This window comes from Pseudomonas shirazensis (genome assembly GCF_050496565.1).
GTDB classification, from domain to species: Bacteria; Pseudomonadota; Gammaproteobacteria; order Pseudomonadales; family Pseudomonadaceae; genus Aquipseudomonas; species Aquipseudomonas shirazensis_A.
This window is the reverse complement of sequence record NZ_JBNWAE010000019.1, coordinates 72,358-98,187: the sequence shown is the minus strand read 5'-3', so window position 1 is coordinate 98,187 and position 25,830 is coordinate 72,358. Positions and strand designations below refer to the sequence as shown.

Sequence of the window (25,830 nt, the reverse complement as noted above, 5' to 3'; positions counted from 1 at the left end):
AGAGTCGCCGGTAGATCAAGAGCACGCCTCGCTGCGCTGGCGCAGGGCGGGTCAGTGTGGATTTGAGAATGGTGTGTGGCCGTTGGATTGCTGGGGCCGCTGCGCGACCCTTTCGCGACACAAGGCCGCTCCTACCCCGACCGCGTACCAGCGACTTACGCGGTCCCCTGTAGGAGCGGCCTTGTGTCGCGAAAGGGCTGCAAAGCAGCCCCAGCAATCTCAAACCAAGTAAAAATCAGCCAGCCACACCAATCCCGCCCTGCGCCAGCGCAGCGAGGCGTGCTCTTGATCTTGATCTGTCAGCGACCTCAGGAGGCCGAACGCAGGCATTGCGAAGGGAGGTGCCGGCCATGGATGGCCGGCAAGCGCTGCGGGCCAGGAGGGCCCGTTCAGCGCGGTCCTCCCGGGAGCAATGCCGGAGTGAGGGAACCCCGGAGCGCAGCGTAGGGGCCGTATGTGGGAGCGAGCGGCTTTTGGTTACTTTTGGCCAAGACCAAAAGTGACTCGCCGTAAGGGCGAAAGGGGCCCTAACTACCCACGCAAATGCCGGATAAGCCCCAACAAAGCAGGCTCACCCAGCAAAAGCTCAGGGCAACTGATCATCCAGCTTGTTGTTCTTCCACCCATCATTCCCAGGCAACAACAGGTTCAACACAATAGCCACAATGGCACACAGCGCAATTCCCTTCAGACCCCAGTCATCCGGCCCATCACCGCTGCCAATCAGCACCCCACCAATCCCGAACACCAACGTCACCGAAACGATCACCAGGTTACGCGCCTCGCTCAGGTCGATCTTGTGGCGGATCATGGTATTCATCCCCACCGCCGCAATCGAGCCAAACAGCAGACACAGAATCCCACCCATCACCGGCACCGGAATGCTCTGTAGCAGCGCACCAAACTTGCCGACAAACGCCAGGGTGATGGCAAACACCGCTGCCCAGGTCATGATCTTCGGGTTGTAGTTCTTGGTCAGCATCACCGCACCGGTCACTTCCGCGTAGGTCGTGTTGGGCGGCCCGCCGAACAGGCCGGCAGCGGTAGTGGCCAGGCCATCGCCCAGCAGCGTGCGGTGCAGGCCGGGCTTTTTCAGGTAGTCGCGACCCGTCACGCTACCCACCGCAATCACCCCACCGATATGCTCGATCGCCGGCGCCAGGGCCACCGGAACGATGAACAGAATCGCCTGCCAGTTGAACGCTGGCGCGGTGAAATGTGGGATCGCCAGCCAAGGCGCCGCAGCGATCTTGGCAGTGTCGACCACGCCAAAGGCAAAGGCCATGGCAAAACCGACCAGAACCCCGGCAATGATCGGCACCAGGCGGAAGATGCCCTTGCCGAACACGGCCACGATCAAGGTGGTGAGCAGGGCCGGCATGGAAATCAGCATGGCGGTCTGATAGGGAATCAGCACGGCGCCATCGCCGCCCTTGCCCATGGCCATGTTGGCGGCAATCGGCGCCATCGCCAGGCCGATCGAAATGATCACCGGGCCGATCACTACCGGCGGCAGCATGCGGTCGATGAAACCGGTGCCTTTGATCTTCACCATCATGCCCATGAAGGTGTAGACGAAGCCTGCCGCCATCACCCCGCCCATGGTCTCGGCCAGGCCGAACTGACCCTTGGCGAGGATGATCGGGGTGATGAAGGCAAAGCTCGAGGCGAGAAACACCGGTACCTGACGGCCCGTCACCAGTTGGAACAGCAAGGTGCCGATGCCGGCGGTGAACAGCGCCACATTAGGGTCGAGGCCGGTGATCAGCGGCATCAGCACCAGCGCACCAAATGCCACGAAGAGCATCTGCGCGCCCGAGACGACCTGGCGCCAGAGCGGGTCGTTGAAGCCGTCCTGCATGATCAGGCGTCCTTCTGCTTGGTGCCGAAGATCTTGTCACCGGCATCGCCCAGGCCTGGGATGATGTAGCCGTGCTGGTTGAGGCGCTCGTCGATCGAGGCGGTGTAGATGCTCACATCCGGGTGTGCCTTCTCGACCGTGGCGATGCCTTCGGGTGCTGCGACCAGAACCATGGCGCGGATCTCTTTGCAGCCTGCTTTTTTCAACAGGTCGATGGTAGCGACCATCGATGCACCGGTGGCCAGCATCGGGTCGATGATCAGTGCCAGGCGCTGGTTGATGTCCGGCGCCAGCTTCTCGAGGTAGGTGTGCGCTTCGAGGGTTTCTTCGTTGCGGGCGACGCCCACGGCGCTGACCTTGGCGCCCGGGATCAGGCTGAGCACGCCGTCGAGCATGCCGATGCCGGCACGCAGGATCGGCACGACAGTGATCTTCTTGCCGGCAATTTTCTCGACCTGGACTTTACCGCTCCAGCCGTCGATTTCGTAGGATTCGAGGGGCAGATCCTGGGTGGCCTCATAAGTCAGCAGGGCGCCGACTTCCTGGGCGAGTTCGCGAAAGTTCTTGGTGCTGATATCGGCACGGCGCATAAGGCCGAGCTTGTGGCGGATCAGCGGATGGCGGATCTCACGAGTAGGCATGGGGGAGGGCTCCGGAAGGCGGGCAAAAAAACCGCGCTAGATTAATCTATTCAGCCTGAGCTGTCGCTTTGTCATTGTGCACGTTAGTCCATAAACGCTTGATCTGAGGCCAGCGGATGCGTACCTTTGCCCGCTTTTCCGATTCCGACCCCTGGGGAGCGCCATGTCCGCCGATCTCGAGCACATCCGCCTAGTCATGCGCGAAGCTGACTGCTTGTACAACGAAGCCGAGGTCGAAGCGGCCATCGCCAAGGTAGGCGAGCACATCAGCCGCGAGCTGCATGACAAGAACCCGGTCGTGTTCTGCGTCATGAACGGCGGCCTGATCTTCGCCGGCAAGCTGCTCACCCATCTGCAGTTCCCGCTGGAAGCGTCCTACCTGCACGCCACCCGCTACCGCAACCAGACCAGCGGCGGTGAGCTGTTCTGGAAGGCCAAGCCGGAAGTGTCGTTCATTGACCGCGATGTGCTGATCGTCGATGACATTCTCGACGAGGGCCACACCCTCAGCGCGATCATCGAGTTCTGCAAGCACGCCGGCGCCCGTGAGGTGTATACCGCCGTGCTGATCGACAAGGAGCATGACCGCAAGGCCAGCCCGGACCTGAAGGCCAACTTCGTCGGCTTGCCGTGCATCGACCGCTACATCTTCGGCTACGGCATGGACTACAAAGGCTACTGGCGCAACGCCAACGGCATCTTCGCCGTCAAGGGCCTGTAAGACGCACGTGAGCCGGCGCTCGTGGAGCAAATCTTGTTATGCCGACAGGGTCGAGCCGTCGGCGGCCAGCCCGCCAGGCGAGCGGAAGCCTGAGGTTGCCGCGCAACAGGCCTGGAAGCGCGCGCAGTTCGCCTGAGCGGGCATGCTAGAGTGCGGCTCCATGCCAAGGAGCCTCACATGCGTGCGTTCATCCCCCTGTTGTTGGCGCTGAGCCTGCCGCTGTCTGCGGCGCCTCTGCACAGCCAGTTTCTGCCACCTGATGACCAGTCGCTGCGCCAAGAGGCGCCGACCAGTCAGCAGTTGCTGCAAGTCACCGACTACTCGGTAGTGGTTGGCACCCAGCGTCAGTCTGACCAGCAACCGATTCCGATCACCGCCTCGCTGCAGATGCGCCTCAAGGGCAAGCCGCTGAGCAAGGGCGCGACGATTACCCAGGTGTTGCTCAGCTTCGACGGTGAAGGTGGCAAGAGCCTGAAGAAGCCAGTCTACGACGGCAAGACCCGCACCCTGAGCCTGAACTACCCGATGGCCGACTACCGGGTGATCATCGACCTGCTACGCAACGAGACTCTCTACGTGCAGTTTCTGACCTACGCCAACGGCCATGTCTGGGCTGATCTGCATACCGGCACCGTACGTACGCGTTGAGGCCTGCGCATTGGCGGGGGTACACTGCCGCCCTGCGAAATTTGGTGATGGCTTAGGTGGAGTCGGCAATGCGTAAAGACAAGAAGCAAGTGATTGGTGACGAAATCAGCGACGACTACATCAAGTCGTTTCTGCAGTACGACCCGGCCGATGGCGTGACGTCGCCGTCCGCGCACAAGCTGGTCAAGGCCTATCGTGGCCTGCGCATCGATGATTTCGAGAGGTTTGTCGGGTTCTTTGTCGAGGCTGGTTATGAGCTGGACGGCAAGGATGAGCACGGCCAGACCTTTGTCGAGCAGATCGCTGATCAGCGTAATGCGGCGGAATACATCGAGATCATCAACAACGCCCGTGGTTGAGTGATCTGAGTCTGGTGTGATTGGGGCCGCGTTGCGGCCCCCGACCGGTCAGGCGTAATGCTGAGCCGGGCTGCTCTCGACCATCTGCAGCACCTGATCGTTATGCTCGCTGACCTTGCGGTACAGCGCTGCATCGCTGGCCAGAACGCTCTCGCGAGCAGGGAAGATCTCGTGCAGCTTGCTCGCCCAGGCCCCTTTAGCTTGCTCAGGGAAGCAGCGCTCGATCAGATCAAGCATGATCGACACCGTCACCGAAGCACCAGGGGATGCGCCCAGCAGGGCCGCCAGGCTGCCGTCGGCCGCTGCAACCAGCTCGGTGCCAAATTGCAGCACGCCGCCTTTTTTCGGGTCTTTCTTGATGATCTGCACACGCTGACCGGCCACTTCCAGGCGCCAGTCTTCGGCTTTGGCTTCTGGGTAGAAGCGGCGCAGCGAGTCCAGGCGTTGCTCCATCGACTGCATCACTTCACTGACCAGGTACTTGGTCAGGTCCATGTTGTCGCGCGCCACTGCCAGCATCGGGCCGAGGTTGCCCAGGCGTACCGACAGCGGCAGGTCGAGCAGCGAACCATGCTTGAGGAACTTGGTGGTGAAGCCGGCGTATGGCCCGAACAGCAGCGAGGTCTTGCCGTCGACGACCCGGGTATCCAAGTGCGGCACCGACATCGGCGGAGCGCCCACGGCAGCCTGGCTGTAGACCTTGGCCTGGTGCTGCTTGACGATTTCCGGGTTGTCGCAACGCAGCCATTGGCCGCTCACCGGGAAGCCGCCGAAGCCTTTGCTCTCGGGGATGCCCGAAGCCTGCAGCAATGGCAATGCCGCGCCACCGGCGCCGAGGAAGACGAAGCGCGCATCGACTTCACGGCTACCGCCGCTGTTGACGTCTTTGATGCTGACGGTCCAGCCGGCGCCGTTACGGCGCAGGCCGAAGACCTTCTTGCTGTACTTGACCTGGCTGTCCGCGGTGTTACCGAGCATTTTCAGCAGCTTGTTGGTCAGGGCGCCGAAGTTGACGTCGGTGCCTTTCATCACGCGGGTTGCGGCAATGTGCTGGTCGGCCGGGCGGCCGGGCATCATCAACGGCATCCAGTCGCGCATCACCGCCTTGTCTTCGGTGTACTCCATCTCGCTGAAAGCGTGGTGCTGCTTGAGCAGCTCGAAACGCTTCTTGAGGAACGACACGCCCTTGTCACCTTCGACGTAGCTCAGGTGTGGTACAGGGTTGATGAAGTCACGCGGCGCGCCGAGGCCGCCTTTGTTGATCAGGTAAGCCCAGAACTGCCGCGACACCTCGAACTGGGTGTTGATGTGCACGGCCTTCTTGATGTCGATGCTGCCATCGGCGGCCTGCGGCGTGTAGTTCAGCTCGCACAGGCCGGCATGGCCGGTCCCGGCGTTGTTCCAGGGGTTCGAGCTTTCTGCAGCCCCGGAGTCCATCGCCTCGACGACCTCCAGTTTGAGGGCCGGGTCGAGCTCCTTGAGCAGTACGGCCAGGGTGGCACTCATGATGCCCGCGCCTACCAGTACTACATCAACCGATTCGTTCTGCGCCATTAACGCGTCTCCACAATCTACAGCACCTAATTGACAGCATAGGATCCCTGGGGTTGCCAGGCTCGCCATGTCCGACTCTTCGCAGTTCTTGCAACTTCGCGAACACCGCCAATCAGTCTCAGGGTTCAGCTATTGAACGCTGATTGCCACGGCTGCGGCAATTCGACTTATGGTCAAGGTGTCCGACGTGCGTTATGGATCGGCCTCAGTGACTCATCATGAATGAGCGCCAATACCGGCCATCAGGGGCTGTTGGGGACACATCTGCTGCTGTTGCACATGCCAGACTGTTCATTTGCTCGCCACACTCTTGTGAAGTTGTGAAAACCTGGTTTTTTCCACGCTCTTTTGGAGACGTGAACCTCAAAAAGGGACTGCGCGATGGCAACCCACAGGTTCATGCAGTGCAGAAGGCCAGAAAAAGCAGGCGCAACAGCCGGATGCAAGACCTGAAGTGGAAGGCTCTCTGTGGGCGAGGCGGTGAAGGTGCCGGGGTCAATCGGCAGGTGCGGGGCCCGATCAGGAGACGTCCTTATAATCGGGGGGAGATTATAGCGATGTCGCGGGCAGAAAGGTCGTTAATCGCGGTTTTTATTGCAGCATTTGTCAGGCTGGCAGGCTGCGCTGCTGCCAATGGTGGCTTGCACGGGCGCAAACCCGGACGCTGGCAGGCAGTGGTCGGCCCAGCCAGGCTAGCTGCGCTTCATTGACCTGAACCCAGCCGCTACCGCTGGGTGGCTGGCTGCAGTGCTTGAAGCCCAGGCAGCAACCGGCGCTGTCGAGGCGAGCATAGACAAGCTGGGGCGAGCGCTTGAACAGCAGGTTCCAGAGCGGGGCCATGGCGGCGAATCCTGTATGGAGTGGGCTGGGCCAAGGATAACGGCGCGGCCATGAAAGCATTATGACAAGCGGATATAGCCGATAGCTGGCGTTCAAGCGGCTGGGTATACTGTGGGCCTTTGCCGCATTTTCTGGAGAAACGCGCATGTTGCAACGTCTGCTGTTCGGTTTGCTCGCGGTGGCCAGCCTGAGCCTGGTCGGTTGTGCCCACAGCCCGCAACAACTCAGCCCGCAACCCAAGCTGACCACTCAGCTCAATCCGGTCGGTCGCGGCCAGCCAGTCGTGGTGCGGGTGGTCGATGGTCGTCCTTCGCAGTCGCTCGGCACCCGTGGCGGCATGTACCCGGAAACCAGCACCATCAGCGTCAACGGCAACGATGTCGTGCCCAAGCTGCAGGCTCAGGCCGAAGCTGCGGTGCGTCTGCTCGGTTTCACCCCAACCCAGGGCGGCTCCAATGCGCCGCAGTTGACCGTGACACTGGCCGAACTGAAGTACCAGTCGCCCAAGGACAAGATGTACGTGACCGAGGCCACCATCGGCGCGACCTTCCGTGCTGACGTTGCCAATGCCAACCGCCGTTACAGCGGCCGTTACGGCGCTTCGCTGGATCAGCGCTTCGGCATGGCACCGAACCAGGAAACCAACACCAAGCTGGTCAGCGATGTGCTCAGCGATGCCTTGACCCGCCTGTTCAAGGACCCGACCATCGGTCAGGTGCTCGGCGAGTAAGCTCGTTACAGCCAGGTCTTGAAAAACCGCTGACTGAATCTCAGGCAGCGGTTTTTTTTGCTTCAGGGCCAGGCGATAGCGCAGCACAGACAACAAAGGGTGTGGCAGATGAAATCCGTCAGCAGTTGGTCGTAAAGCCGCAGCCAATGCGCCCGGCTTGGGTAGAATGCTCGGCTTTGCTGTCGCGACTGCGAGGTCTGTAATGTCTGTGCAAGTGCTCTGGGGGCTGCTGGCGGCCCATCCGGCCAAGCTGATCAACCTGCTGGCCCTGCTGATTACCTGCCCTGGCGGCCTGCTGCTGCAAAGCGCCCGGCGCCGGGCGGCGCTGACGCGGCGCAGCCTGGCGGTCGATGAAGGCCCGGTCGACGCCTTTGATCGGCGCGTGCCGCGTTACTACTACACCCTAGGTTCTGCGTGCCTGGCACTGGCGCTGCTGTTGTCCTGGTTGAGTACCTGGGTTTGACGGTGGGGCTGCTGCCAGCCCCGCCGCAGTTCAGGCAACCTGGCTCTGGACCTTGACCTGATACTGATTGCGTACCGGCGTTGCGTACTGCAGCACCAGGTACGGCTGCTGTTCGACCGGGCAGGCGTCGAGGCGGCGTTGCCATTCCTGCCTGGCTTTGGCCAGCTCGTCGGCCTGGAACAGCTTCTCGGCAGGCGGCACGGCCAGTGCTGGGTCGGCGTCCTGCCACATCGCGTAGGCCAGGTAGTGCACCGGAAACAACCGATAGCCGCCCAGAATCTGCCGGTCAACTTCCTGAGCCAACTGCTTGGTATCGGCAAAGAACTCCCTGACCGGTGCAGCGAAGTGGATATGCACGCGGCCCTTATAGCCGGTGATGCCTGTAGCGATGCTCTTGTCGTCTTCACCGGGCGCCTTGCTATAGCTGCCGGTGGTGGCGCGGATGTACAGCTCGCGCGCCTTGGCCTGATCGCATGGGTCGTACTCGTAGCTGATCGACACTGGCGTCAGGTTCAGGCCCTGAATCACCGCGCCAAATGGCTCGTCCTTGCGGCTCATGTGGAACATCTTGAGGATCGCCGAATCGGTACGGTCATCGCCGTCCTTGGCCCGGCCTTCAGCCTGGGCGATCCAGATCGACGCGCCATCGGTGCGGATCGAATGATTGATGTAGGCCGAGAGCAATTGATAAGCCGCCAGCTTCTCGCGCCGGCCGGTCAATGAACGGTGCACGATGAAGCTCTTGTTCAAGCGCATCATGTCGCTGACAAAAGGCTTTTGCAGAAGATTGTCGCCAATGGCGATGCGCGGCGTTGGCAGGCCGGCATGGTACACCGCATAGTTGACGAAGGCCGGATCCATGACGATGTCACGGTGGTTGGCCAAGAACAGGTAAGGCGTACCAGCCTTGAGCTGTTCGACACCTGAATAGGTGACGCCGTCGGTGGCGCGATCGATGGTCTGGTCGACGTAGTACTCGACTTTGTCCTGCAGGGTCGCGACGCAACTGACGCCGGCGAACTCTTTGCGCAGGCGGCGCGCGATCAGCGGCTTGAGCAGCCAGCCGAAGGCGCCGGCCGCCCGCGGGAAGCGGAAGTGGGTGAGGATATCGAGGAATGCCGGGTCGCTGAACAGGCGCGCCAGCACCGCCGGCACCTCAGCATCGTCATACGGTCGGATGGCATCGAATTCGCCCATCATGCTCTCTTGTTGGAAACGGCTAGGGTAATAGATAGGGGGCGGCTCCGAAAAACGGCTCGGACGCGCGCAGGTCCCGTAAATAGACCGACAATTATACGCATAAGTCACCCTGGAGGCCGCGATGCTGGAAACTGCATTCTACGATTGCCCTTATTGTGGAGAAGGGGTGGAGACCACGGTTGATCTGTCCGGCGGTGATCAGCGCTACATCGAAGACTGTCAGGTCTGCTGCCGGCCGATCGTATTCATCCTGCAGGTGCATGGCGACGAATGGATGCTCGATGTGAAAAGCGAGGATGACGCCTGATGCGACGAATCTACGAGCCAGAGAACCTGCTGGAGGCGGAGCTGCTGGTGGCGGTACTGGCCAGCGAGGGCATTGAGGTGCACCTGGTCGGCCGCGACCTGATCGGTGCCGCCGGTGAGCTGCCCTTGCACGGTTTGCTCGGCCTGGCGGTGGCCGATGAGCAGGCCGGCTACGCACGCGAGCTGATCGATGCGTACAATGTTGCCCAGCCAGTTGCTGGCGACGAACCGGAGAGTTATCCCGGGACACTGATTTGCTAGGTTGTATATCGCATGTGTGGACGCTACGCCCTGTTTCGCTGGACCCCGGCCTTTGCCGCACTGCCGGGTTACCCCGCCGACCAACAGGCGCAATGGAACATCGCGCCCGGCGCCTCGGTGCTGATCCAGCGTCAGCTTGACGGCCAGCTACAGGTGGCCAGAGCGCGCTGGGGGCTGACCCCGCCGTGGCTGACCGACTTGTCCAGGACGCCGGCACAAGCGCGCGCCGAGACCCTCGCCGAGCAACCGATGTTTCGCCAGGCGTTTACCCAGCGCCGGTGCCTGATGCCGGCCAACGGTTTTTACGAATGGCGCGGCAGTGTGCGCAAGCGGCCCTACTGGCTGACGCCGGGCGAGGGCGCGGCGCTGTTCTTTGCTGCGATATGGGAGGCATACCCGGTGCAGGAGCAGGTCTGGCTGAGCTGCGCAGTGGTCACCCAGGCGGTGGTCAATCAGCGCCGGCCGCTGATCCTCGACGAGGCCGGGCAGGCTGCCTGGCTTGATCCGCAGACGCCGCTGGCGCGTTTGCATGAGTTGCTTGCTGGCCCACCGGCTGCGCTCCGCGAGCGGGCGCTGGCCAATTTCGTCAATGATCCCAAGCTAGATGCGCCTGAGTGCCTGACCCCGGCTTGACGTGGTGCAGAACAAGCCCGGGTTAAATCTTCCCTATGGCTCTGGCGGCGCCGGGCGTCTGCGCCTAGGATACGCGGCACGTACCCAGGGAGTGTTTTATGCGTAAGTCATTTGTTCTCAGCCTGCTCGCTGCCGGCGTCCTGCTGAGCGGCTGCCAGGCGGTGAATACCACCAGTGGCGGCGCCGTCGGCGTTGAGCGCAAGCAGTACATGTTCAGCATGCTGTCGACCGACGAGGTCAACAACATGTATGCCCAGTCCTATCAGCAGACCTTGAGCGAAGCCTCGAGCAAGGGCGTGCTGGACAAAAGCAGCGCCGAAGCCAAGCGCGTGCAGGCCATCGCCGATCGCCTGATCGCCCAGGCGCCGCAGTTCCGCCCGGATTCTGCGCAGTGGAAGTGGGAAGTCAACGTCATCAAGAGTGACGAGCTCAACGCCAACTGCGGCCCTGGCGGCAAGATCATCGTCTACACCGGCCTGATCGATCAGCTCAAACTGACCGACGCTGAAATCGCCGCCGTGATGGGCCATGAGATCGCCCACGCTCTGCGTGAGCATGGCCGTGAAGCGATGTCCAAGGCCTATGGGATCGAGATGGCCCGCTCTGGTGCTGGCGCTTTGCTGGGCCTGGGCCAGGACAGCATGGCCCTCGCCGACACCGTGGTGAACTACGCGATGACCCTGCCCAACAGCCGCGCCAACGAGAACGAGGCTGATCTGATCGGTCTTGAGTTGTCGGCACGTGCCGGCTATGACCCGAACGCCGCGATCACCTTGTGGAACAAGATGAGCAAGGCATCGGAAGGTGCCCCGCCTGAGTTCATGAGCACTCACCCGGCTTCGGCCAGCCGAATTGCCTCGTTGCAGGCGGCCATTCCCAAGGTGATGCCGCTGTATCAGGCTGCCAAGAAGTAAGTGGCATAGGGGCTGCTCTGCAGCCCTACCTGCCTAAGCAGTCCCTGTAGGAGCGGCCTTGTGTCGCGAAAGGGTCGCGAAGCGGCCCCAGATCTCAGCTTCGCAGCCGAAGTCGCCGGGCCCGCTTTGCGGGCCTTTCGCGACACAATGCCGCTCCTACACAAAGCAGACCGCGCACGGCTTTAAAGGAGCCTTGTGTCGCGATTGGGCTGCACGCGGCCCAGCATCCCAACGGATCACCCAATCCAGCCACTGCTCTTCATCGCCGAATACACCGCGACAATCGCCAGCACCACGAACGCCGTGGCAGCCAGGCGCCGAATCAGTGTCAGTGGCAGCTTCTCTGCCGCAAAATTACCCGCCAATACCACCGGTACGTTGGCAATCAACATGCCTAGGGTGGTACCGATAATTACCATGATCAGGTGCGGATACTGCGCCGCCAGCATCACGGTGGCGACCTGAGTCTTGTCGCCGATCTCGGCCAGGAAGAACGCAATCAAGGTCGTCACGAACGGCCCAAAGCGCCGCGCTGCGCTGCTTTCGTCGTCGTCCATCTTGTCCGGCACCAGGGTCCACAACGCGGTTGCGACAAAGCTTGCGGCCAGTACCCAGTGCAACACCGACTCGGTGAAGAACCCACTGACCCACGCCCCAACTGCACCTGCCGCAGCATGGTTGGCCAGGGTGGCGACAACGATACCGGCGATGATCGGCCAGGGTTTGCGAAAGCGGGCAGCAAGGATGAGCGCGAGCAGTTGCGTCTTGTCGCCGATTTCGGCGAGCGCAACGATTGCGGTTGGTACGAGAAGGGATTCCAGCATCAGGGTTCCTACGGGGGCGGGTCGACACGGCTATGACACGTACAGCCTTCCCGCCCCGGGTAAGGTGTGCGTGTCATAGGTCTTGTCAAACCCTGGGTCCGTCTGTGCGGACCGTGGGTCGTACGCGCCATGGTCTGAGGACCAAGTATGTTGACGCGTACCGGGCAAGCTTAGTGCTTGCGGGAGACTACTCCCCTAGGACGGAGCGGATTCTGCCTAGGCAAATCCGTTTGGGCAAGCGCTATTTTTTATGCGCGTTTTGCCTGGTAAATCCTGAAACCCTGCTCCTCGATCAGCGTCTTGCAGTTGCCCAGGGCCTGCTGGATGTACGGTTGATAGCGCAGAAAGGTATTTGCAACAAGGCGAAGTTCGCCACCTGATCGCAGATGTTCAGCTGATTTTTTCAGCAGTGTTTCCGATGCGTTGTAGTCGGTGTGGACGCCTGTATGGAACGGCGGATTGCTCAGGATTACCTGCAGATCACGTGGTGCAGCATCGATCCCGTCGCCACTGATGACTTCAGCGTGCAGCCCGTTGGCGGCAAGGGTGAGGCGGCTGCTGGCCACCGCGAAGGCATCGACGTCGAGCATGGTCACCTGGCTGTCCGGGTAGCGGCGCTTGACGATCGAGCCGATTACGCCTGCGCCGCAGCCGAAGTCGAGCACCGGGCCAACCGCCAGGCCGTCCAGATGCTCGAGCAGCAGGGCAGTGCCGCGGTCCAGCCGGCCATGGCTGAACACCCCGGGCAGGCTGACAATCTGCAGCGGACCATCGGCCAGAGGCAGTTCGAAGCGTTCAGCCAGGCTTTCCAGCGGGGTGGCGGCCGGGGCGTTGTCGACGGTTACCTGCCACAGCTGGCAGTGACGGGCACTGTCGAGCTTGCGCGGCTTGCCGAAGGCTTGCAGCAGCTTGGCGCCACCTTCGATCCCGCCGCGCTTTTCACCGACCAGATACAGCTCACGGCCAGCCAGGCGCGAAGCCAGGGCGTTGAGCAGGTAGGCGGCCAGTTCGCGCGATTTGGGCATGAACACTACCGCAGCATCGAACGGCACCTGCGGCGGCTCGACGCCATGCTGATTGCGCCCGGCAAAGCGCGCTTCGAACAGGGCCTGGTCGCCGGCGTGCCAGGTCCAGCCGTGGGCCTGCGGCAGTTGGCCGAGCAGATCGTCGGCGGGCAGGCCGGCAAGCAGCACCGAGCCCTGGAACAACTCCGCCTGACGGAGCAATACTTCACTGCGCGGGTCCATGGACGACGCCTCCTGAAAAAAGTCGCGCAGTGTAGCAGAGGCGGGCTTGGCTCAGCTGACCACGCGGCGCGGCGTGCCGGCAAAGAACGCCTGGGCGTTCTCACTGAGCTGGCCAACGATGCGCTGCCGTGCCTCGACTGCGCCCCAGGCACTGTGCGGGGTAACGATCAGGCGTGGCACGTCCGCCTGCAGCAGCGGGTTGCCGTTGACCGGCGGCTCGACGCTGAGCACGTCGGTGGCGGCGCCGCCCAGATGGCCACTGCGCAGGGCATCGGCCAAGGCCTGCTCATCGATCAGGCCGCCGCGGGCGGTGTTGACCACCAGTGCGCCGGGCTTGAGCAGGGCCAGTTCGCGGTGGCTGATCATGTGCCGGGTGTGTTCATTGAGCGGGCAATGCAGGGTCAACGCATCGACCTGGGGCAACAGTTCGTCCAGCGGCAGGCGCTCGGCACGTGCAGGGCGGCCGGGGATCTGCCCGCTCAGAACGCGCATGCCAAAGGCCTCTGCCAGGCGTGCCACCGCGCCGCCTAGTTCACCGTGGCCAAGCAGGCCGAGGGTCTTGCCTTCAAGTTCGACGATAGGGAAGTCGAGCAGGCAGAACTGGCTGGCCTTGGCCCATTGCCCGTCGGCGACCGCACGCTGGTAATCGCAAAGGCGGGTCGCCAGTGCCAGCAGCAAGGCCAGGGTGTGCTGCGCCACTGAGGGAGTGCCGTAGCCCTGGCAGTTGCACACGGTAATCCCTTGGGCGTACGCGGCGGCCAGGTCGACGTTGTTGGTGCCGGTTGCAGCGACCAGAATCAGTTTCAGTTGCGGATTGGCCGCCAGTACGTCTGCATCCAGCAGCACCTTGTTGCTGATTGCCACAGTGGCGCCCTGCAGGCGTTCGGCAACCTGTTCCGGCGCGGTCGCGCCGTGCAGCGTGAGGGCACTGAAACAGGCCTTGAGCGCGCTGAGATCGAGGTCGCCGAGGTCCAGTGAGTCGTGGTCGAGAAATACAGCGGTGTGGCTGGCGGTCATGGTCAGTCCTGTGCTGGGCGGTAAGCGAGTGATGGGCTGATCCAGAACCCTACACAAACCGCCGGTAAAACGCATTGCCGGCGTGCGCGAGAGCGGACAACGGCGCGGCGGCACTCATACCCGCGCCGCGCAAATCATTCCTTCGGCTGATTTGGCTGTCACATCTGCGCTCTAGAGTAACTGCCTGACCTCGCCCGACTCGAAAAAGGGATAACCATGCTGCAGACGCGCATCATCCAACCTGCTGAAGGTGCTTACCAATTCCCGCTGCTGATCAAGCGCCTGCTCTTGTCTGGCAGCCGCTACGAGCGCACCCGCGAGATCGTCTACCGCGACCAGTTGCGCCTGACTTATCCACAACTGGTCGAGCGCATCGCGCGGCTTGCCAATGTGCTCAGCGAGGCCGGGGTCAAGCCGGGCGACACCGTTGCCGTGATGGACTGGGACAGCCATCGTTACCTGGAATGCATGTTCGCCATCCCGATGATCGGCGCGGTGGTGCACACCATCAACGTGCGCCTGTCACCCGAGCAGATCCTCTACACCATGAACCACGCCGAAGATCGGCTGGTATTGGTCAACAGCGATTTCATCGGCCTGTACCAAGGCATCGCCGGGCAGCTGACCACGGTCGAAAAGACCCTGTTGCTGACCGACGGCCCGGACAAGAGCGCCGAGCTGCCGAACCTGATCGGCGAGTACGAACAACTGCTGGCCGCCGCCAGCCCGCAGTACGCCTTCCCTGATTTCGACGAGAACTCGGTGGCGACCATGTTTTACACCACCGGCACTACTGGCAACCCCAAGGGCGTGTACTTCACCCATCGGCAACTGGTGCTGCATACCCTGGCGGAAACTTCGGTACTGGGCAGCATCGACAGCGTGCGCCTGCTTGGCAGCGATGACGTGTACATGCCGATCACGCCGATGTTCCACGTTCATGCCTGGGGCATCCCCTATGCCGCCACGCTGATGGGCATGAAGCAGGTCTACCCTGGCCGTTACGAGCCGGACATGCTGGTCAAGCTGTGGCGTGAAGAGAAGGTCACCTTCTCCCACTGCGTCCCGACCATCCTGCAGATGCTGCTCAATTGCCCATCGTCCCAGGGCCAGGACTTTGGCGGCTGGAAGATCATCATCGGCGGCAGCGCGCTCAACCGTGCGCTGTATCAGGCCGCGCTGGCTCGCGGCATTCAGCTCACAGCAGCTTATGGTATGTCCGAAACCTGCCCGCTGATCTCCGCGGCGCACATCAACGAAGAGCTGCAGGCCGGTGGCGATGACGAGCGAGTCAGCTACCGGATCAAGGCCGGGGTGCCGGTGCCGCTGGTGGAAACGGCGATTGTCGACGGCGATGGCAATTTCCTCCCGGCCGATGGTGAGACCCAGGGCGAGCTGGTGCTGCGGGCGCCGTGGTTGTCGATGGGCTATTTCAAGGAGCCGGAAAAAAGCACCGAGCTGTGGGCTGGTGGCTGGCTGCATACCGGTGACGTCGCCACCCTCGACGGCATGGGCTATATCGACATCCGCGACCGCATCAAGGATGTGATCAAGACCGGCGGCGAGTGGATCTCCTCGCTCGACCTCGAAGACCTGATCAGCCGCCATCCGGCCGTGCGAGAAGTGGCAGTGGTCGGTGTCGCCGATCCGCAGTGGGGAGAGCGTCCGTTTGCCCTGCTGGTAGTGCGCGACGGGCAGAGCCTTGACGCACGTGTACTCAAAGAACATCTCAAACCGTTCGTCGAGCAGGGTCATATCAACAAGTGGGCGATTCCCAGCCAGATTGCCGTTGTTACGGAAATTCCCAAGACCAGCGTCGGCAAGCTGGACAAGAAGCGCATCCGCCTCGACATCGTCGAATGGCAGGCCAGCAACAGCGCGTTCCTGTCGACCCTGTAAAGCGCCGCGGGTCATCGACGAATTAGGCGTGACCCGCATTGCAGAGAGGATGGCGCCTTGTCAAATGGGAAAATTGCGCCATGCTAGAGCACTGTCAGCTCGCACACCCGGCCTGATCGGGGCGAGCGACGGGCACGGAACGCAAATCACACTTTAGAGGGATCTAGCGTCCGAGCCTGCTGGCTATAGTCGGGGCCAGGGGTTTTCAGAAACGGAGGGGGAGCGCTGCGTGCAACTCGCAGCGTCGCAGGTGCAAGCCTGCCTACCGGTCAGCCGGACCGTTTCTGCAAGGACTCACTGCCATAACAAAAAAGAACATGGAGTAGCGTCGATGAAATCTGCACACCCGTTCTGGCGTCGGGCAAGACTGCCCTTTGCCGTCAGCCTCGCTTCTACGCTCGCAAGCCCTGCATTCGCTGTCAGTTTCAACATCGGTGAAATCGAAGGCCAGTTCGATTCGTCGCTGTCGGTCGGTGCCAGTTGGTCGACAGCCAGCCCGAACAAGAACCTGATCGGCGTCAACAACGGCGGCAAAGGGCTTTCGCAGACCTCCGACGATGGTCACCTGAACTTCAAACGCGGTGAGACCTTCTCGAAAATCTTCAAGGGCATCCACGACCTTGAACTGAAGTATGGCGACACCGGCATCTTCGTCCGGGGCAAGTACTGGTATGACTTCGAGCTCAAGGATGAACATCGCGAGTTCAAGGACATCAGCGACTCCAACCGCAAGGAAGGCGCCAAGTCTTCCGGGGCCGAGCTGCTCGATGCATTCGTCTATCACAACTACTCGATTGCCGATCAACCCGGTTCGGTGCGTTTCGGCAAGCAAGTGGTCAGCTGGGGTGAAAGCACCTTCATTGGCGGTGGCATCAACTCGATCAACCCGATCGACGTGGCTGCGTTCCGTCGCCCTGGCGCCGAGATCAAGGAAGGCCTGATCCCGGTCAACATGTTCTATATCTCGCAGAGCCTGACCGACAACCTCTCGGCCGAGGCCTTCTACCAGCTGGAATGGGACCAGACGGTTGTCGATAACTGCGGCACGTTCTTCTCTCAGCCGGACATCATTGCCGATGGCTGCACCGACAACCTGCGGGTGCTCAACAGCGGCCGTACCATTGGTGCCTTGCCACCGGCAGCGCAGGGTCTGCTCGCCACGCGCGGTGTAGACTTCAATGACGAGGGCGTGCTGGTGCGCCGCAGTGCCGACCGTGACGCCCGTGACAGCGGCCAGTTCGGCGTAGCCTTGCGGTACATGTTCGAGCCGTTGGACACCGAGTTCGGCGCCTATTTCATGAACTACCACAGCCGTGCGCCCATCTTCAGTGCCACCGGCGCAGACCCTTCGGTGTTCCGCGGCGTCGCGACCTTGCCACCTGCTCTTCGCGCATTGGCGCCGCTGATCGTTGCGGGCAACTCGAAGTACTTTGTCGAATACCCGGAAGACATCCGCCTCTACGGCTTGAGCTTCTCTACCACGCTGCCAACCGGTACCGCCTGGAGCGGTGAAGTCAGCTACCGGCCAAATGCGCCGGTACAGCTCAACACCACCGACATTCTGTTCTCCGGCGTGCGTCCGCTCGGCGGTGCCTTGACCAATGCATCACTGCTCAACGGCACACCTGGGCAGGACCTGCACGGCTACCGCCGCAAGGAAATCACTCAGTTCCAGACCACCCTGACGCACTTCTTCGATCAGGTGATGGGCGCCAGCCGCATGACCGTTGTCGGCGAAGTCGGGGTAACGCACGTTGGCGGCCTGGAGAATGCCCGGGAAACTCGTTACGGCCGCGATCCGGTCTATGGCCCAGGGCCGCTGCCGGCTACCGGTGGGGCGGATACCTGCCTGGCGCTCAATACCAGCACCATTGGTGGTGCCGGTGCCGGTGCGTCCACCGCCAACCTCAGCCGCAAGTGCGAAAACGATGGCTACACCACCAGTACTTCGTGGGGCTACCGTGGCCGTGTGATCTGGGACTACAACGACGTCTTCGCCGGGGTCAACCTCAAGCCAAGCGTGGCCTGGTCGCACGACGTGTCCGGCTATTCGCCTGGTCCTGGCGCCAACTTCGAAGAAGGGCGCAAGGCCGTCAGCCTCGGCCTCGATGCTGAATACCAGAACACCTACACCGCGAGCCTGTCGTACACCAACTTCTTTGACGGCAAGTACACCACCGTGGATGACCGCGACTTCGTTGCGCTCAGCTTCGGCGTGAACTTCTAAGCCCATTGATCCAGGACGACCAACAATGAACAAGACCAGAAGTCTGCTGAAGGCCGGTGTACTGGGCATGTCCCTGCTGGCAACCGGCGTCATGGCTGCGGTTTCCGCTGACGAGGCGGCCAAGCTCGGCAGCACCCTAACGCCGATGGGCGCGGAAAAAGCCGGTAACGCCGACGGCTCTATCACGGCCTGGCAACCGCTGTCGAAAACCGCTGGTAGCGTCGATGCCAAAGGGTTCCTGTCTGACCCGTATGGCAGCGAGAAGCCCAAGTTCACCATCACCGCGCAGAACGTCGAGCAATACAAGGACAAGCTTTCGCCTGGCCAGTACGCGATGTTCAAACGCTACCCGGAGACCTACAAGATTCCGGTGTACCCGACCCATCGCGGTTCGACCGTGCCGGATGATGTGTTTGCTGCGATCAAGCGCAACGCCACCAAGACCAATCTGGTGGCGGGCGGCAACGGCCTGGAGAACTTCGAGACGGCTATCCCGTTCCCGATTCCCAAGAGCGGCGTCGAGGTCATCTGGAACCACATCACCCGCTATCGCGGTGGCAGCGTGACGCGCCTGGTTACCCAGGTGACGCCGCAACCCAACGGCTCCTACAGCCCGGTATCGTTCTCGGACCAGTTTGTGTTCCGCGACAAGCTGAAAGATTACGACCCAGCCAACCCGGGCAACGTGCTGTTCTACTTCAAACAGAAGGTCACCGCGCCTTCGCGGCTGGCGGGCACCGTGCTGCTGGTGCACGAGACCCTTGACCAGGTCAAGGAGCCGCGCAAGGCCTGGGTCTACAACGCCGGCCAACGGCGCGTGCGCCAGGCACCGCAGGTGTCCTACGATGGCCCGGGTACTGCGGCGGACGGGCTGCGTACATCCGATAACCTCGACATGTTCAACGGCGCACCAGACCGCTATGACTGGAAGCTCGAAGGCAAAAAGGAGATGTACATCGCCTCCAACACCTACAAGCTCGATTCGCCAAGCCTGAAATACGCCGACATCGTCAAGCCCGGCCACATCAACCAGGACCTGAGCCGCTATGAGCTGCGCCGGGTCTGGCATGTGGTCGCGACCTTGAAGCCGGGCCAGCGGCATATCTATGCCAAGCGCGACTTCTATATCGATGAGGATACCTGGCAAGCTTCGGTGATCGACCAGTACGACGGTCGCAACCAGTTGTGGCGCGTGTCCGAAGCGCATGCGCAGGACTACTACAACAACCAGGTGCCGTGGTACACACTCGAGACGATCTATGACCTGCAGTCGGGTCGTTACCTGGCCCTGGGTCTGAAAAACGAAGAAAAACGTGCCTATGACTTTGGCTTCACCGCCAGCAAGGCCGACTTCCAGCCAGCAGCGTTGCGCCAGGACGGTATTCGTTAATCAACGCAGCTAAAAACTCCGCGTGACTCCCAGAACGCCCCGGCCCGCCGGGGCGTTTTGATTTCCGGTGCGCACTGATGGGTTGCCGTAAATCAGCTCTGTCGCTTTTTGTCGTAGTCTTTTACCGGATAAACACACCCATCATCTTCAAATAGGCTTCGATACCCGCTAGTCTCGCAACAATCTGCTGTGCTGATGTCACCCTCATAATGAGCCGGCCATGACTGATCTGTCCCGTACGCATGGATACACCAGCCAGGCCCTGGGCCTGCTGGACGGGCGTTTTTTCCGGCCACCGTTGCCCGATGGCCACGTGCCCCGTGGGCGCTTGTGCCAGCGTCTGCATGCGGGGCTGTCCGGCAGGCTGTTGCTGATCAACGCGCCAGCCGGCTTTGGCAAAAGCTCACTGGCGATCGAGTTCTGCGAGTCCCTGCCTGATCACTGGCGCAGCCTGTGGCTGGGGTTGAGCCAAAGGGATGCCGACCCTGGGCGCTTCCTCGAGCGCCTGCTTGAGGGTTTGCAGCAGTACTGCCCGGCCTTGGGCGGGCAGGCCATGGGCCTGTTGAAGATGCGCCAGCGTCATCAACCGTTCGCCTTCGAAGAATGGCTCGACGGCCTGCTCGACGAGCTGGGCCTGTACCTGCAAAGCGACAGCCCGATCCTGCTGGTGCTTGATGACTACCATCTGGCGCAGGGGCCGGTGCTCGACCGGTGTTTGCAGTTCTTCCTCAATCACCTGCCAAACGGTCTGGTGCTGATGGTTACCAGCCGCCAGCGCCCAGATTGGCACCTGGCTCGTCTGCGCCTGTCGCGCCAACTCAGCGAACTCAACGAGCAGGACCTGCGCCTTACTGCCGACGAAGCGCTGGCGGTGCTCGGCCGCCAGCCCACCGGCTTGCGCGGGCAGGCGCTGGACAACCTGATCCAGCGCAGCGATGGCTGGGTGGCTGGGCTGCGCTTCTGGCAGCTGGCAGCCAGCGAGTCGGGCGACGAACATGCCTTGCCGCAGGCCTTGCATGGCGGCGAAGGGCTGATCCGTGACTACCTGCTCGAGGAAGTGATTGATATCCTGCCGGCCGACGTGCAGGCGTTTTTGTACGAAACCGCCTGCCAGGAACGCTTCTGCGCCGAACTGTGCGACGCCCTGCGCGCACGTCAGGACAGCGCCGGCATCCTGCGCTACCTGCAAGCGCATCAGGTGTTTCTGGTGCCGCTGGATGAACACGGCCATTGGTATCGCTACCATCATCTGTTCTCTGACCTGCTGCGCAGCCGCCAGCACAGCGCGCCGCTGGCTGACCTGCACCTGCGCGCCTGCCGCTGGTTTCAGGCCCAAGGCCTGCTTGACGAAGCGGTCGAGCAAGCCCTGCGCGCCGGCCATCTGGATGTGGCGGCGGACCTGGTGCAGAGCCTGTCCGAGGAGCAACTGCTGGCCGAGCAAAACGTCGGCATGCTCCTGCGCTGGAAGATGGACCTGCCCGACAGCCTGTTGATCAGCACGCCGCGTTTGATCGTGCTGTACAGCTGGGCGTTGGGCCTGGCCTGCCAGTTGGATGCTGCAGAAGAACTGGCGGCGCACCTCAGCCGGTTTTTGCCGGCGCCCTCGGCCACCGCCCAGCGCTCGATGCTGGCGCAGTGGCTGGCGCTCAGTGGCGTGATCGCTCGCGGCCGCGGCGACCGTGAACGCACCCTTAGCTATTGCAGCGAAGCGCTGCAGAGCCTGCCATACAAACGCTACGGCCAGCGCCTGGTGTGCCTGTCGACGCTGTCAAATCTGGCCATTGCCGACGCCGACTTCTGGCGCGCGCGTGGCTGGAACCGCGAAGCGCTGGAGTTGGCCCAGCGGGTCGGCAACCCTTTGTTCGAGGCACTCGCCCATTACGATCGGGCGCGAGTGCTGCATGCCCGTGGTGAAATCCGCCGGGCGCTGGATGAGGTCCGTCAGGGCTTGTTGCGCCTGCAGGATCTGTCAGCGCAGCGGCTGTATGCGGTGCGCGCCAGGCTGACCTTGTACGAGGGCCATTTGCTCGCGGCGCACCTGCAACCGGCTCAGGGCCGCGCGCGCTTGCGGGCGGGCCTCAGTGAGGCGCGCGCCTGTCGCGATATCAGCGTGTTGATCGGGCACTGCGTGATTGCCTCGCTGGACGGCCGCGAAGGGCAGTATGCCGAAGCCTTCGCCGAACTGGCCGAAGCCGAGCGTTTGATGCATATCTGGGACGTACCGCCGATCTTCTACCTGGCGATGATCACCCTGGTGAAGTGCGAGCTGTGGCTGGCCCAGGGCCGTACCGACCTGGCCGAGTCGTGGCTGCTGCGGCTCGGTCAGACCTATGGCGGCGAGCAGCCCGCTGCTGCACCGGAGTTTCACCCGTTACTGCCATTGCACATCGAACTGCAACAGGCGCTGCTGGAGCGCGTCCAGGGCCGTTCGGCGCAGGCTGTCGAGCGCCTGCAGAAGCTGGTCGAGCGCGGCCAGGCCAGTGGCGGTCAGCTGCTGGCGGCCAGCGCCTTGTGCCAGCTGATTGGCCTGCATCTGGCCGAGGGCCGCGAGCAGTCCGCTGCCAGCTTGTTGCCGCAAACGTTACTGGCCGCCCAGGGTGGGGCCTTGCAAGCGTTTCAACGGTTGCTGGAAGAACAGCCGCTGTGGCTGCGCGAGCAGCTGTCGACGCGCCCCGCCTGCAGCGTCCAGCTCGACCTGCTGGCGCGCCTGCCGCAGCCGCAAGTGGTTGCCAGTGGCACCGGCGAAGCCTTGAGCGGGCGCGAATTGGCGGTACTTGAGTTGATCGCTCAGGGCTGCTCGAACCAGCAGATCAGTGAGCGCTTGTTCATCTCGCTGCACACCGTCAAGACCCACGCCAGCCACATCAACAGCAAGCTTGGCGTGGAGCGCCGCACCCAGGCGGTAGCCAAGGCCAAGGCGCTGGGCCTGCTGCCCTGAGCAGTGCGCCACTGCCTGCGAATTCGCCCTCAGCTTTCTCTACCTGCTGCCGATAAACAGGTCGGCGACACGCATCGCCTCGGGTCATTTTCCATCTTCTGCCATGACAGGTCGTGTTGATGCTGCAGTACGGGCAAAAAAGCTTTCTGATCGTCGATGACTTCACCGACTTTCGCACTTCGGCCCGCTCCATGCTCCGCGAGCTGGGCGCGCGCGATGTGGACACCGCCGACAGCGGCGAACAGGCGCTGCGCATGTGCGCGCAGAAACGCTACGACTTCATCCTGCAGGACTTTCACCTGGGCGATGGCAAGAAGAACGGTCAGCAGGTACTCGAGGACCTGATCCTCGACAAGTTGATCAGCCACGAGTGCGGGTTCCTCATGGTCACCGCCGAGAGCAGCCAGGCCATCGTTCTCAGCACCCTCGAGCACGAGCCGGATGCCTACCTGACCAAGCCGTTCAACCGCGTCGGTCTGGCTCAGCGCCTGGAAAAACTGCTGCAGCGCAAAACCCTGCTCAAGCCGATTCTGCAGGCACTTGATCGCGGTCGCCCGGCCGAAGTGATGGCCGCCTGTGCTGCCCTGTGCAAGCAGGACCCGCGGTTTGCCCCGCTGTGCCTACGCTACCGCGCCGATGCCCTGCGCGCTCTCGGCCGCTTCGAAGAGCTGGAGAAGTTTCTCTCGTCGATCCTCGCCAGCCGGCCGCAGCCGTGGGTCTACTCGATGCTCGGCAGCGTGTTGCACAAACGCGGCCAGAATGACCAGGCCAAGGGTGTGTACGAGCAGGCGCTGAAAGCCTTCCCGATCATGCCCGGGCTGTATGACGGCATGGCCGATGTACTGGTCGCCCAGGGCGACACCAAGCGTGCTCAGCACATGCTCGAGGAGGCCGTGCGCCTGTCGCCGCTGGCGGTACGTCGGCAGGCCGCGCTGGGCAAGCTGGCGATGGGCAACGACGATTTCGAAAGCGCCTCCAAGGCCTTCCGCCATGCTGTCAGCCAAGGTCAGAGCTCGCGCTACAAGGATGCCGAAACCAACCTCGGCCTGGCTCAGGCGCTGATGAGCAAGAACGCAGGTTTTGGCCTCGACGCACGCACCCGGGTCGAGATCAACACTGTGCTAAGCGAGGTGGCCAAGGAGAACGGCGAGGACCAGGGCCTGCAAGTGCGTGCCCGGTTGATGAAGGCGGCCAGCCTGCAACAGGCCGGCGACCCTGAAACCGCCGCCAAGTTGACCGAGCAGGCCATGCAGCGGCTGGACACCATGGACCAGTTCTTCTCGGTCGACGCCGCCCTGACCGTGGCCAAACAGCTCCAGCAACTGGGCCAGGAAGCAGCCGGCACCGGCATCCTCAAGGGCTGCGTGGAAACCTACGGCGATGACCCCAAGGTCATGCAGAGCGTGGCCAAGATGACCGACGACCCATCGGTGCTGGGCGCCGTGACTGAAGCGGTCGATCTCAACCGCCAGGGGGTGCGCTGCTATCAAGCCGGCCAGCTCGACGAGGCCTTGGGCATGTTCCGCCGAGCGCTGTCGCTGCAACCAAAAAACATCAGTATCGCCCTGAACACGGCTCAGGCCCTGTTGCGTATCGCCGGCGAGTCGCCTTCGCCCGAATACATGCTGGAGTGTCGCAGCTGCCTGCAAAGCGTGGCCGGCATCCCTGCCAGCGACAGCCGCTACGAGCGTTATCGAAAACTGCATATGCGGGTGTTTGGCGCATGAACCAGGAAAACCCGGGGCTGGATTTTTCGACAGTGATCGCCTCCACTGTCCACGACATGAAGAACTCGCTGTCAGCGTTGATCCAGGCGCATAACCAATGGCTGGCGCGGCTGCCCGAAGCGCAGCGGCAAGGCACCGAGCAGGGCGTCATCGAGCACGAGTTCGGCCACCTTAACGGCATGCTGGTGCAGATGCTCGGGCTGTACAAGCTGGGCGTCAATCAGCTGCCGATCTGCCCTGGCTACCACGAGCTGGAGGACTTCATCGAGGCCCAGCTGGCGGCGCATCAGGAGATCCTCAAGCACCGCGATATCCTCGCCACCTGGCGTATCGAAAGCGCCAGCCCGCTGGGCTTCTTCGACCGCGAGCTGGTGGCTTCGGTGATCTCCAACGTGCTCACCAACGCCATTCGCTACGCCGGCCACGCCTTGCTGATCGGCATTGAAGAAGACGGCGAGCAGCTGATCATCAGCGTCAACGACGACGGTCCGGGTTACCCCGAGCGCATGCTCGAGCGCCAGCAGGATTACATTCAGGGCCTCGACGCCAGCACCGGCAGCACCGGCCTTGGCCTGTACTTCGCGGCACGGATTGCCGCCTTGCATGAGCGCAATGGCGTTACCGGCCGCATCGAAATCAGCAATGGTGGCGCCCTCGGTGGCGGTTTGTTCAGGCTCTATCTGCCCTGAGTCGAGGTATCATGCTCAGCATTCTTCAGCTGAGCAGAACCGCCATGACCAGCGCCGCCCCAAGCCTTATCCGCGAAACCTTCCCGGTCGGGCCGTTGCAGTGCAACTGCACCCTGATCGGTGATCCGCTTAGCAAGAAAGCCATCGTCGTCGATCCAGGCGGTGACCCGGAGAAGATCGTCGCCCGCCTGCAGGCCCACGGCCTGACGCTGGTCAGCATCATTCACACCCATGCCCACCTTGATCACTTTCTCGCCTCTGGCCGGCTCAAGGAGCTAACTGGCGCGACCTTGCACCTGCACAAGGACGACCAGCCGCTGTGGGACAACCTGGAGATGCAGTGCCAGATGTTCGGCGTGCCGTACACGCCTGCACCGCCACCGGATCGCTGGCTGGCCGATGAAGAGGAGCTGGCCTGCGGCTGTGGCGTGGCCCTGCACACGCCTGGGCATAGCCCGGGCTCGATGAGCTTCTGGTTTGCCGATGCCAAGCTGCTGATTGCCGGCGACACCTTGTTCCGCCGGGGGATTGGCCGCACCGATTTGTGGGGTGGCGACCAGCGCGCTATCGTTCGTTCGATCAAGGACCGTTTGTACCGGCTGGATGAGGACGCCGTGGTGGTGGCCGGGCACGGCCCAGACACACGCCTGGGCGATGAGATGCGCGAGAACCCTTTCGTACGCGCTTGAATATTCATGGAATTATTCAGCCCGGCAATGATCCAAACCCGGCATGGGTCAA

24 protein-coding genes and 1 riboswitch are annotated in these 25,830 nt (G+C 62.4%); of the genes, 16 read left to right on the top strand and 8 right to left on the bottom strand.

The window, feature by feature from the left end:
- Nucleotides 1-586: 586 nt before the first annotated feature.
- Together ACQZ2L_RS22260 and upp are read right to left on the bottom strand one after the other, a co-directional pair.
- The gene (locus tag ACQZ2L_RS22260; protein ID WP_103436044.1) at nucleotides 587-1,861 is read right to left on the bottom strand and encodes a uracil-xanthine permease family protein; all 1,275 of its coding nucleotides are present in this window, start codon (nucleotides 1,859-1,861) and stop codon (nucleotides 587-589) included.
- A 2-nt stretch (nucleotides 1,862-1,863) separates the two neighbouring features.
- On the bottom strand, nucleotides 1,864-2,502 hold the full coding sequence (upp, locus tag ACQZ2L_RS22255; RefSeq protein ID WP_101316519.1) for a uracil phosphoribosyltransferase: 639 nt from the start codon (nucleotides 2,500-2,502) through the stop codon (nucleotides 1,864-1,866).
- A gap of 163 nt (nucleotides 2,503-2,665) precedes the next feature.
- On the opposite strand from upp, the gene ACQZ2L_RS22250 reads away from it, so the two are divergent.
- From ACQZ2L_RS22250 to ACQZ2L_RS22240, 3 genes are all read left to right on the top strand, one after another.
- Nucleotides 2,666-3,223 carry a hypoxanthine-guanine phosphoribosyltransferase gene (locus ACQZ2L_RS22250; protein ID WP_430327881.1) on the top strand — a complete coding sequence of 186 codons (558 nt, stop codon included), beginning with the start codon at nucleotides 2,666-2,668 and terminating at the stop codon, nucleotides 3,221-3,223.
- Between the two features lie 177 nt (nucleotides 3,224-3,400).
- Entirely contained in the window at nucleotides 3,401-3,871 is a 471-nt protein-coding gene (locus ACQZ2L_RS22245; protein ID WP_430327880.1) for a hypothetical protein, read from the top strand.
- A gap of 68 nt (nucleotides 3,872-3,939) precedes the next feature.
- Nucleotides 3,940-4,230, top strand: a complete 291-nt coding sequence (locus tag ACQZ2L_RS22240) for a PA4642 family protein (RefSeq protein WP_101316527.1) — start codon at nucleotides 3,940-3,942, stop codon at nucleotides 4,228-4,230.
- Between the two features lie 48 nt (nucleotides 4,231-4,278).
- On the opposite strand, the gene mqo is transcribed toward ACQZ2L_RS22240, so the two are convergent.
- Together mqo and ACQZ2L_RS22230 are read right to left on the bottom strand one after the other, a co-directional pair.
- On the bottom strand, nucleotides 4,279-5,784 hold the full coding sequence (gene mqo, locus ACQZ2L_RS22235; protein ID WP_430327879.1) for a malate dehydrogenase (quinone): 1,506 nt from the start codon (nucleotides 5,782-5,784) through the stop codon (nucleotides 4,279-4,281).
- A 606-nt stretch (nucleotides 5,785-6,390) separates the two neighbouring features.
- A complete protein-coding gene (locus tag ACQZ2L_RS22230; protein WP_430327878.1) occupies nucleotides 6,391-6,624 on the bottom strand; it encodes a hypothetical protein in 234 nt (77 codons plus the stop codon).
- A 145-nt stretch (nucleotides 6,625-6,769) separates the two neighbouring features.
- On the opposite strand from ACQZ2L_RS22230, the gene ACQZ2L_RS22225 reads away from it, so the two are divergent.
- Both ACQZ2L_RS22225 and ACQZ2L_RS22220 read left to right on the top strand, forming a co-directional pair.
- Nucleotides 6,770-7,354 (top strand): YajG family lipoprotein, encoded by a 585-nt coding sequence (locus ACQZ2L_RS22225; RefSeq protein WP_101316532.1) that lies wholly within the window; start codon nucleotides 6,770-6,772, stop codon nucleotides 7,352-7,354.
- Between the two features lie 202 nt (nucleotides 7,355-7,556).
- Nucleotides 7,557-7,817, top strand: a complete 261-nt coding sequence (locus ACQZ2L_RS22220; RefSeq protein ID WP_430327877.1) for a hypothetical protein — start codon at nucleotides 7,557-7,559, stop codon at nucleotides 7,815-7,817.
- A gap of 30 nt (nucleotides 7,818-7,847) precedes the next feature.
- Here ACQZ2L_RS22220 and ACQZ2L_RS22215 read toward each other — a convergent pair whose 3' ends face one another.
- Nucleotides 7,848-9,017: a 1-acyl-sn-glycerol-3-phosphate acyltransferase gene (locus ACQZ2L_RS22215; RefSeq protein WP_430327876.1), complete on the bottom strand. Its 1,170-nt coding sequence runs from the start codon at nucleotides 9,015-9,017 to the stop codon at nucleotides 7,848-7,850.
- A 121-nt stretch (nucleotides 9,018-9,138) separates the two neighbouring features.
- Here ACQZ2L_RS22215 and ACQZ2L_RS22210 point away from each other — a divergent pair, with 121 nt between their 5' ends.
- The 4 genes from ACQZ2L_RS22210 to ACQZ2L_RS22195 all read left to right on the top strand — a co-directional run bounded on the left by ACQZ2L_RS22210 (nucleotide 9,139) and on the right by ACQZ2L_RS22195 (nucleotide 11,131).
- Nucleotides 9,139-9,324 carry a CPXCG motif-containing cysteine-rich protein gene (locus ACQZ2L_RS22210; protein WP_430327875.1) on the top strand — a complete coding sequence of 62 codons (186 nt, stop codon included), beginning with the start codon at nucleotides 9,139-9,141 and terminating at the stop codon, nucleotides 9,322-9,324.
- Nucleotides 9,324-9,584, top strand: a complete 261-nt coding sequence (locus tag ACQZ2L_RS22205; protein ID WP_314877830.1) for a putative signal transducing protein — start codon at nucleotides 9,324-9,326, stop codon at nucleotides 9,582-9,584. Before ACQZ2L_RS22210 ends, ACQZ2L_RS22205 begins: the two co-directional genes overlap by 1 nt.
- Nucleotides 9,585-9,596: 12 nt before the next feature.
- Nucleotides 9,597-10,217 carry an SOS response-associated peptidase gene (locus ACQZ2L_RS22200; protein WP_430327874.1) on the top strand — a complete coding sequence of 207 codons (621 nt, stop codon included), beginning with the start codon at nucleotides 9,597-9,599 and terminating at the stop codon, nucleotides 10,215-10,217.
- Nucleotides 10,218-10,315: 98 nt separating this feature from the next.
- On the top strand, nucleotides 10,316-11,131 hold the full coding sequence (locus ACQZ2L_RS22195; protein ID WP_430327873.1) for a M48 family metallopeptidase: 816 nt from the start codon (nucleotides 10,316-10,318) through the stop codon (nucleotides 11,129-11,131).
- A gap of 236 nt (nucleotides 11,132-11,367) precedes the next feature.
- Here the strand turns inward: ACQZ2L_RS22195 and ACQZ2L_RS22190 are convergent, their stop codons facing one another.
- The 3 genes from ACQZ2L_RS22190 to ACQZ2L_RS22180 all read right to left on the bottom strand — a co-directional run bounded on the left by ACQZ2L_RS22190 (nucleotide 11,368) and on the right by ACQZ2L_RS22180 (nucleotide 14,219).
- On the bottom strand, nucleotides 11,368-11,952 hold the full coding sequence (locus tag ACQZ2L_RS22190) for a TMEM165/GDT1 family protein (protein ID WP_178080814.1): 585 nt from the start codon (nucleotides 11,950-11,952) through the stop codon (nucleotides 11,368-11,370).
- 90 nt (nucleotides 11,953-12,042) lie between these two features.
- A riboswitch (yybP-ykoY riboswitch) is annotated at nucleotides 12,043-12,164 on the bottom strand.
- A gap of 39 nt (nucleotides 12,165-12,203) precedes the next feature.
- Nucleotides 12,204-13,202 carry a methyltransferase gene (locus tag ACQZ2L_RS22185; protein ID WP_430327872.1) on the bottom strand — a complete coding sequence of 333 codons (999 nt, stop codon included), beginning with the start codon at nucleotides 13,200-13,202 and terminating at the stop codon, nucleotides 12,204-12,206.
- A 51-nt stretch (nucleotides 13,203-13,253) separates the two neighbouring features.
- Nucleotides 13,254-14,219 carry a 2-hydroxyacid dehydrogenase gene (locus tag ACQZ2L_RS22180; protein WP_430327871.1) on the bottom strand — a complete coding sequence of 322 codons (966 nt, stop codon included), beginning with the start codon at nucleotides 14,217-14,219 and terminating at the stop codon, nucleotides 13,254-13,256.
- Nucleotides 14,220-14,435: 216 nt separating this feature from the next.
- On the opposite strand from ACQZ2L_RS22180, the gene ACQZ2L_RS22175 reads away from it, so the two are divergent.
- The 7 genes from ACQZ2L_RS22175 (at nucleotide 14,436) to ACQZ2L_RS22145 (ending at nucleotide 25,778) form a co-directional block, all read left to right on the top strand.
- Nucleotides 14,436-16,118 carry a fatty acid--CoA ligase gene (locus ACQZ2L_RS22175; RefSeq protein WP_430327870.1) on the top strand — a complete coding sequence of 561 codons (1,683 nt, stop codon included), beginning with the start codon at nucleotides 14,436-14,438 and terminating at the stop codon, nucleotides 16,116-16,118.
- Nucleotides 16,119-16,449: 331 nt separating this feature from the next.
- Nucleotides 16,450-18,345, top strand: coding sequence for a DUF1302 domain-containing protein (locus tag ACQZ2L_RS22170; RefSeq protein WP_430327869.1), 1,896 nt, complete (start codon nucleotides 16,450-16,452; stop codon nucleotides 18,343-18,345).
- Nucleotides 18,346-18,370: 25 nt separating this feature from the next.
- Entirely contained in the window at nucleotides 18,371-19,735 is a 1,365-nt protein-coding gene (locus tag ACQZ2L_RS22165; protein ID WP_430327868.1) for a DUF1329 domain-containing protein, read from the top strand.
- A 220-nt stretch (nucleotides 19,736-19,955) separates the two neighbouring features.
- The gene (locus ACQZ2L_RS22160) at nucleotides 19,956-22,673 is read left to right on the top strand and encodes a LuxR C-terminal-related transcriptional regulator (protein ID WP_430327867.1); all 2,718 of its coding nucleotides are present in this window, start codon (nucleotides 19,956-19,958) and stop codon (nucleotides 22,671-22,673) included.
- A 119-nt stretch (nucleotides 22,674-22,792) separates the two neighbouring features.
- Nucleotides 22,793-24,400, top strand: a complete 1,608-nt coding sequence (locus ACQZ2L_RS22155) for a tetratricopeptide repeat protein (RefSeq protein ID WP_430327887.1) — start codon at nucleotides 22,793-22,795, stop codon at nucleotides 24,398-24,400.
- Nucleotides 24,397-25,089, top strand: coding sequence for a sensor histidine kinase (locus tag ACQZ2L_RS22150; RefSeq protein WP_150573622.1), 693 nt, complete (start codon nucleotides 24,397-24,399; stop codon nucleotides 25,087-25,089). The genes ACQZ2L_RS22155 and ACQZ2L_RS22150 overlap by 4 nt, the downstream gene beginning before the upstream one ends.
- 44 nt (nucleotides 25,090-25,133) lie before the next feature.
- Entirely contained in the window at nucleotides 25,134-25,778 is a 645-nt protein-coding gene (locus ACQZ2L_RS22145) for an MBL fold metallo-hydrolase (protein WP_430327886.1), read from the top strand.
- Nucleotides 25,779-25,830 lie beyond the last annotated feature (52 nt).

Bases quoted from the DNA above. Each gene is read 5' to 3' on its own strand.
- ACQZ2L_RS22195 (WP_430327873.1), top strand. From the start codon at position 10,316: ATGCGTAAGTCATTTGTTCTCAGCCTGCTCGCTGCCGGCGTCCTGCTG.
- ACQZ2L_RS22160 (WP_430327867.1), top strand. From the start codon at position 19,956: ATGACTGATCTGTCCCGTACGCATGGATACACCAGCCAGGCCCTGGGC.
- ACQZ2L_RS22185 (WP_430327872.1), bottom strand. From the start codon at position 13,202: ATGGACCCGCGCAGTGAAGTATTGCTCCGTCAGGCGGAGTTGTTCCAG.
- ACQZ2L_RS22245 (WP_430327880.1), top strand. From the start codon at position 3,401: ATGCGTGCGTTCATCCCCCTGTTGTTGGCGCTGAGCCTGCCGCTGTCT.
- ACQZ2L_RS22155 (WP_430327887.1), top strand. From the start codon at position 22,793: ATGCTGCAGTACGGGCAAAAAAGCTTTCTGATCGTCGATGACTTCACC.
- upp (WP_101316519.1), bottom strand. From the start codon at position 2,502: ATGCCTACTCGTGAGATCCGCCATCCGCTGATCCGCCACAAGCTCGGC.
- ACQZ2L_RS22210 (WP_430327875.1), top strand. From the start codon at position 9,139: ATGCTGGAAACTGCATTCTACGATTGCCCTTATTGTGGAGAAGGGGTG.
- ACQZ2L_RS22215 (WP_430327876.1), bottom strand. From the start codon at position 9,017: ATGATGGGCGAATTCGATGCCATCCGACCGTATGACGATGCTGAGGTG.
- ACQZ2L_RS22250 (WP_430327881.1), top strand. From the start codon at position 2,666: ATGTCCGCCGATCTCGAGCACATCCGCCTAGTCATGCGCGAAGCTGAC.
- ACQZ2L_RS22240 (WP_101316527.1), top strand. From the start codon at position 3,940: ATGCGTAAAGACAAGAAGCAAGTGATTGGTGACGAAATCAGCGACGAC.
- ACQZ2L_RS22200 (WP_430327874.1), top strand. From the start codon at position 9,597: ATGTGTGGACGCTACGCCCTGTTTCGCTGGACCCCGGCCTTTGCCGCA.
- ACQZ2L_RS22220 (WP_430327877.1), top strand. From the start codon at position 7,557: ATGTCTGTGCAAGTGCTCTGGGGGCTGCTGGCGGCCCATCCGGCCAAG.
- ACQZ2L_RS22170 (WP_430327869.1), top strand. From the start codon at position 16,450: ATGAAATCTGCACACCCGTTCTGGCGTCGGGCAAGACTGCCCTTTGCC.
- ACQZ2L_RS22205 (WP_314877830.1), top strand. From the start codon at position 9,324: ATGCGACGAATCTACGAGCCAGAGAACCTGCTGGAGGCGGAGCTGCTG.
- ACQZ2L_RS22175 (WP_430327870.1), top strand. From the start codon at position 14,436: ATGCTGCAGACGCGCATCATCCAACCTGCTGAAGGTGCTTACCAATTC.
- ACQZ2L_RS22165 (WP_430327868.1), top strand. From the start codon at position 18,371: ATGAACAAGACCAGAAGTCTGCTGAAGGCCGGTGTACTGGGCATGTCC.
- ACQZ2L_RS22150 (WP_150573622.1), top strand. From the start codon at position 24,397: ATGAACCAGGAAAACCCGGGGCTGGATTTTTCGACAGTGATCGCCTCC.
- ACQZ2L_RS22230 (WP_430327878.1), bottom strand. From the start codon at position 6,624: ATGGCCCCGCTCTGGAACCTGCTGTTCAAGCGCTCGCCCCAGCTTGTC.
- ACQZ2L_RS22225 (WP_101316532.1), top strand. From the start codon at position 6,770: ATGTTGCAACGTCTGCTGTTCGGTTTGCTCGCGGTGGCCAGCCTGAGC.
- ACQZ2L_RS22145 (WP_430327886.1), top strand. From the start codon at position 25,134: ATGACCAGCGCCGCCCCAAGCCTTATCCGCGAAACCTTCCCGGTCGGG.
- mqo (WP_430327879.1), bottom strand. From the start codon at position 5,784: ATGGCGCAGAACGAATCGGTTGATGTAGTACTGGTAGGCGCGGGCATC.
- ACQZ2L_RS22180 (WP_430327871.1), bottom strand. From the start codon at position 14,219: ATGACCGCCAGCCACACCGCTGTATTTCTCGACCACGACTCACTGGAC.
- ACQZ2L_RS22260 (WP_103436044.1), bottom strand. From the start codon at position 1,861: ATGCAGGACGGCTTCAACGACCCGCTCTGGCGCCAGGTCGTCTCGGGC.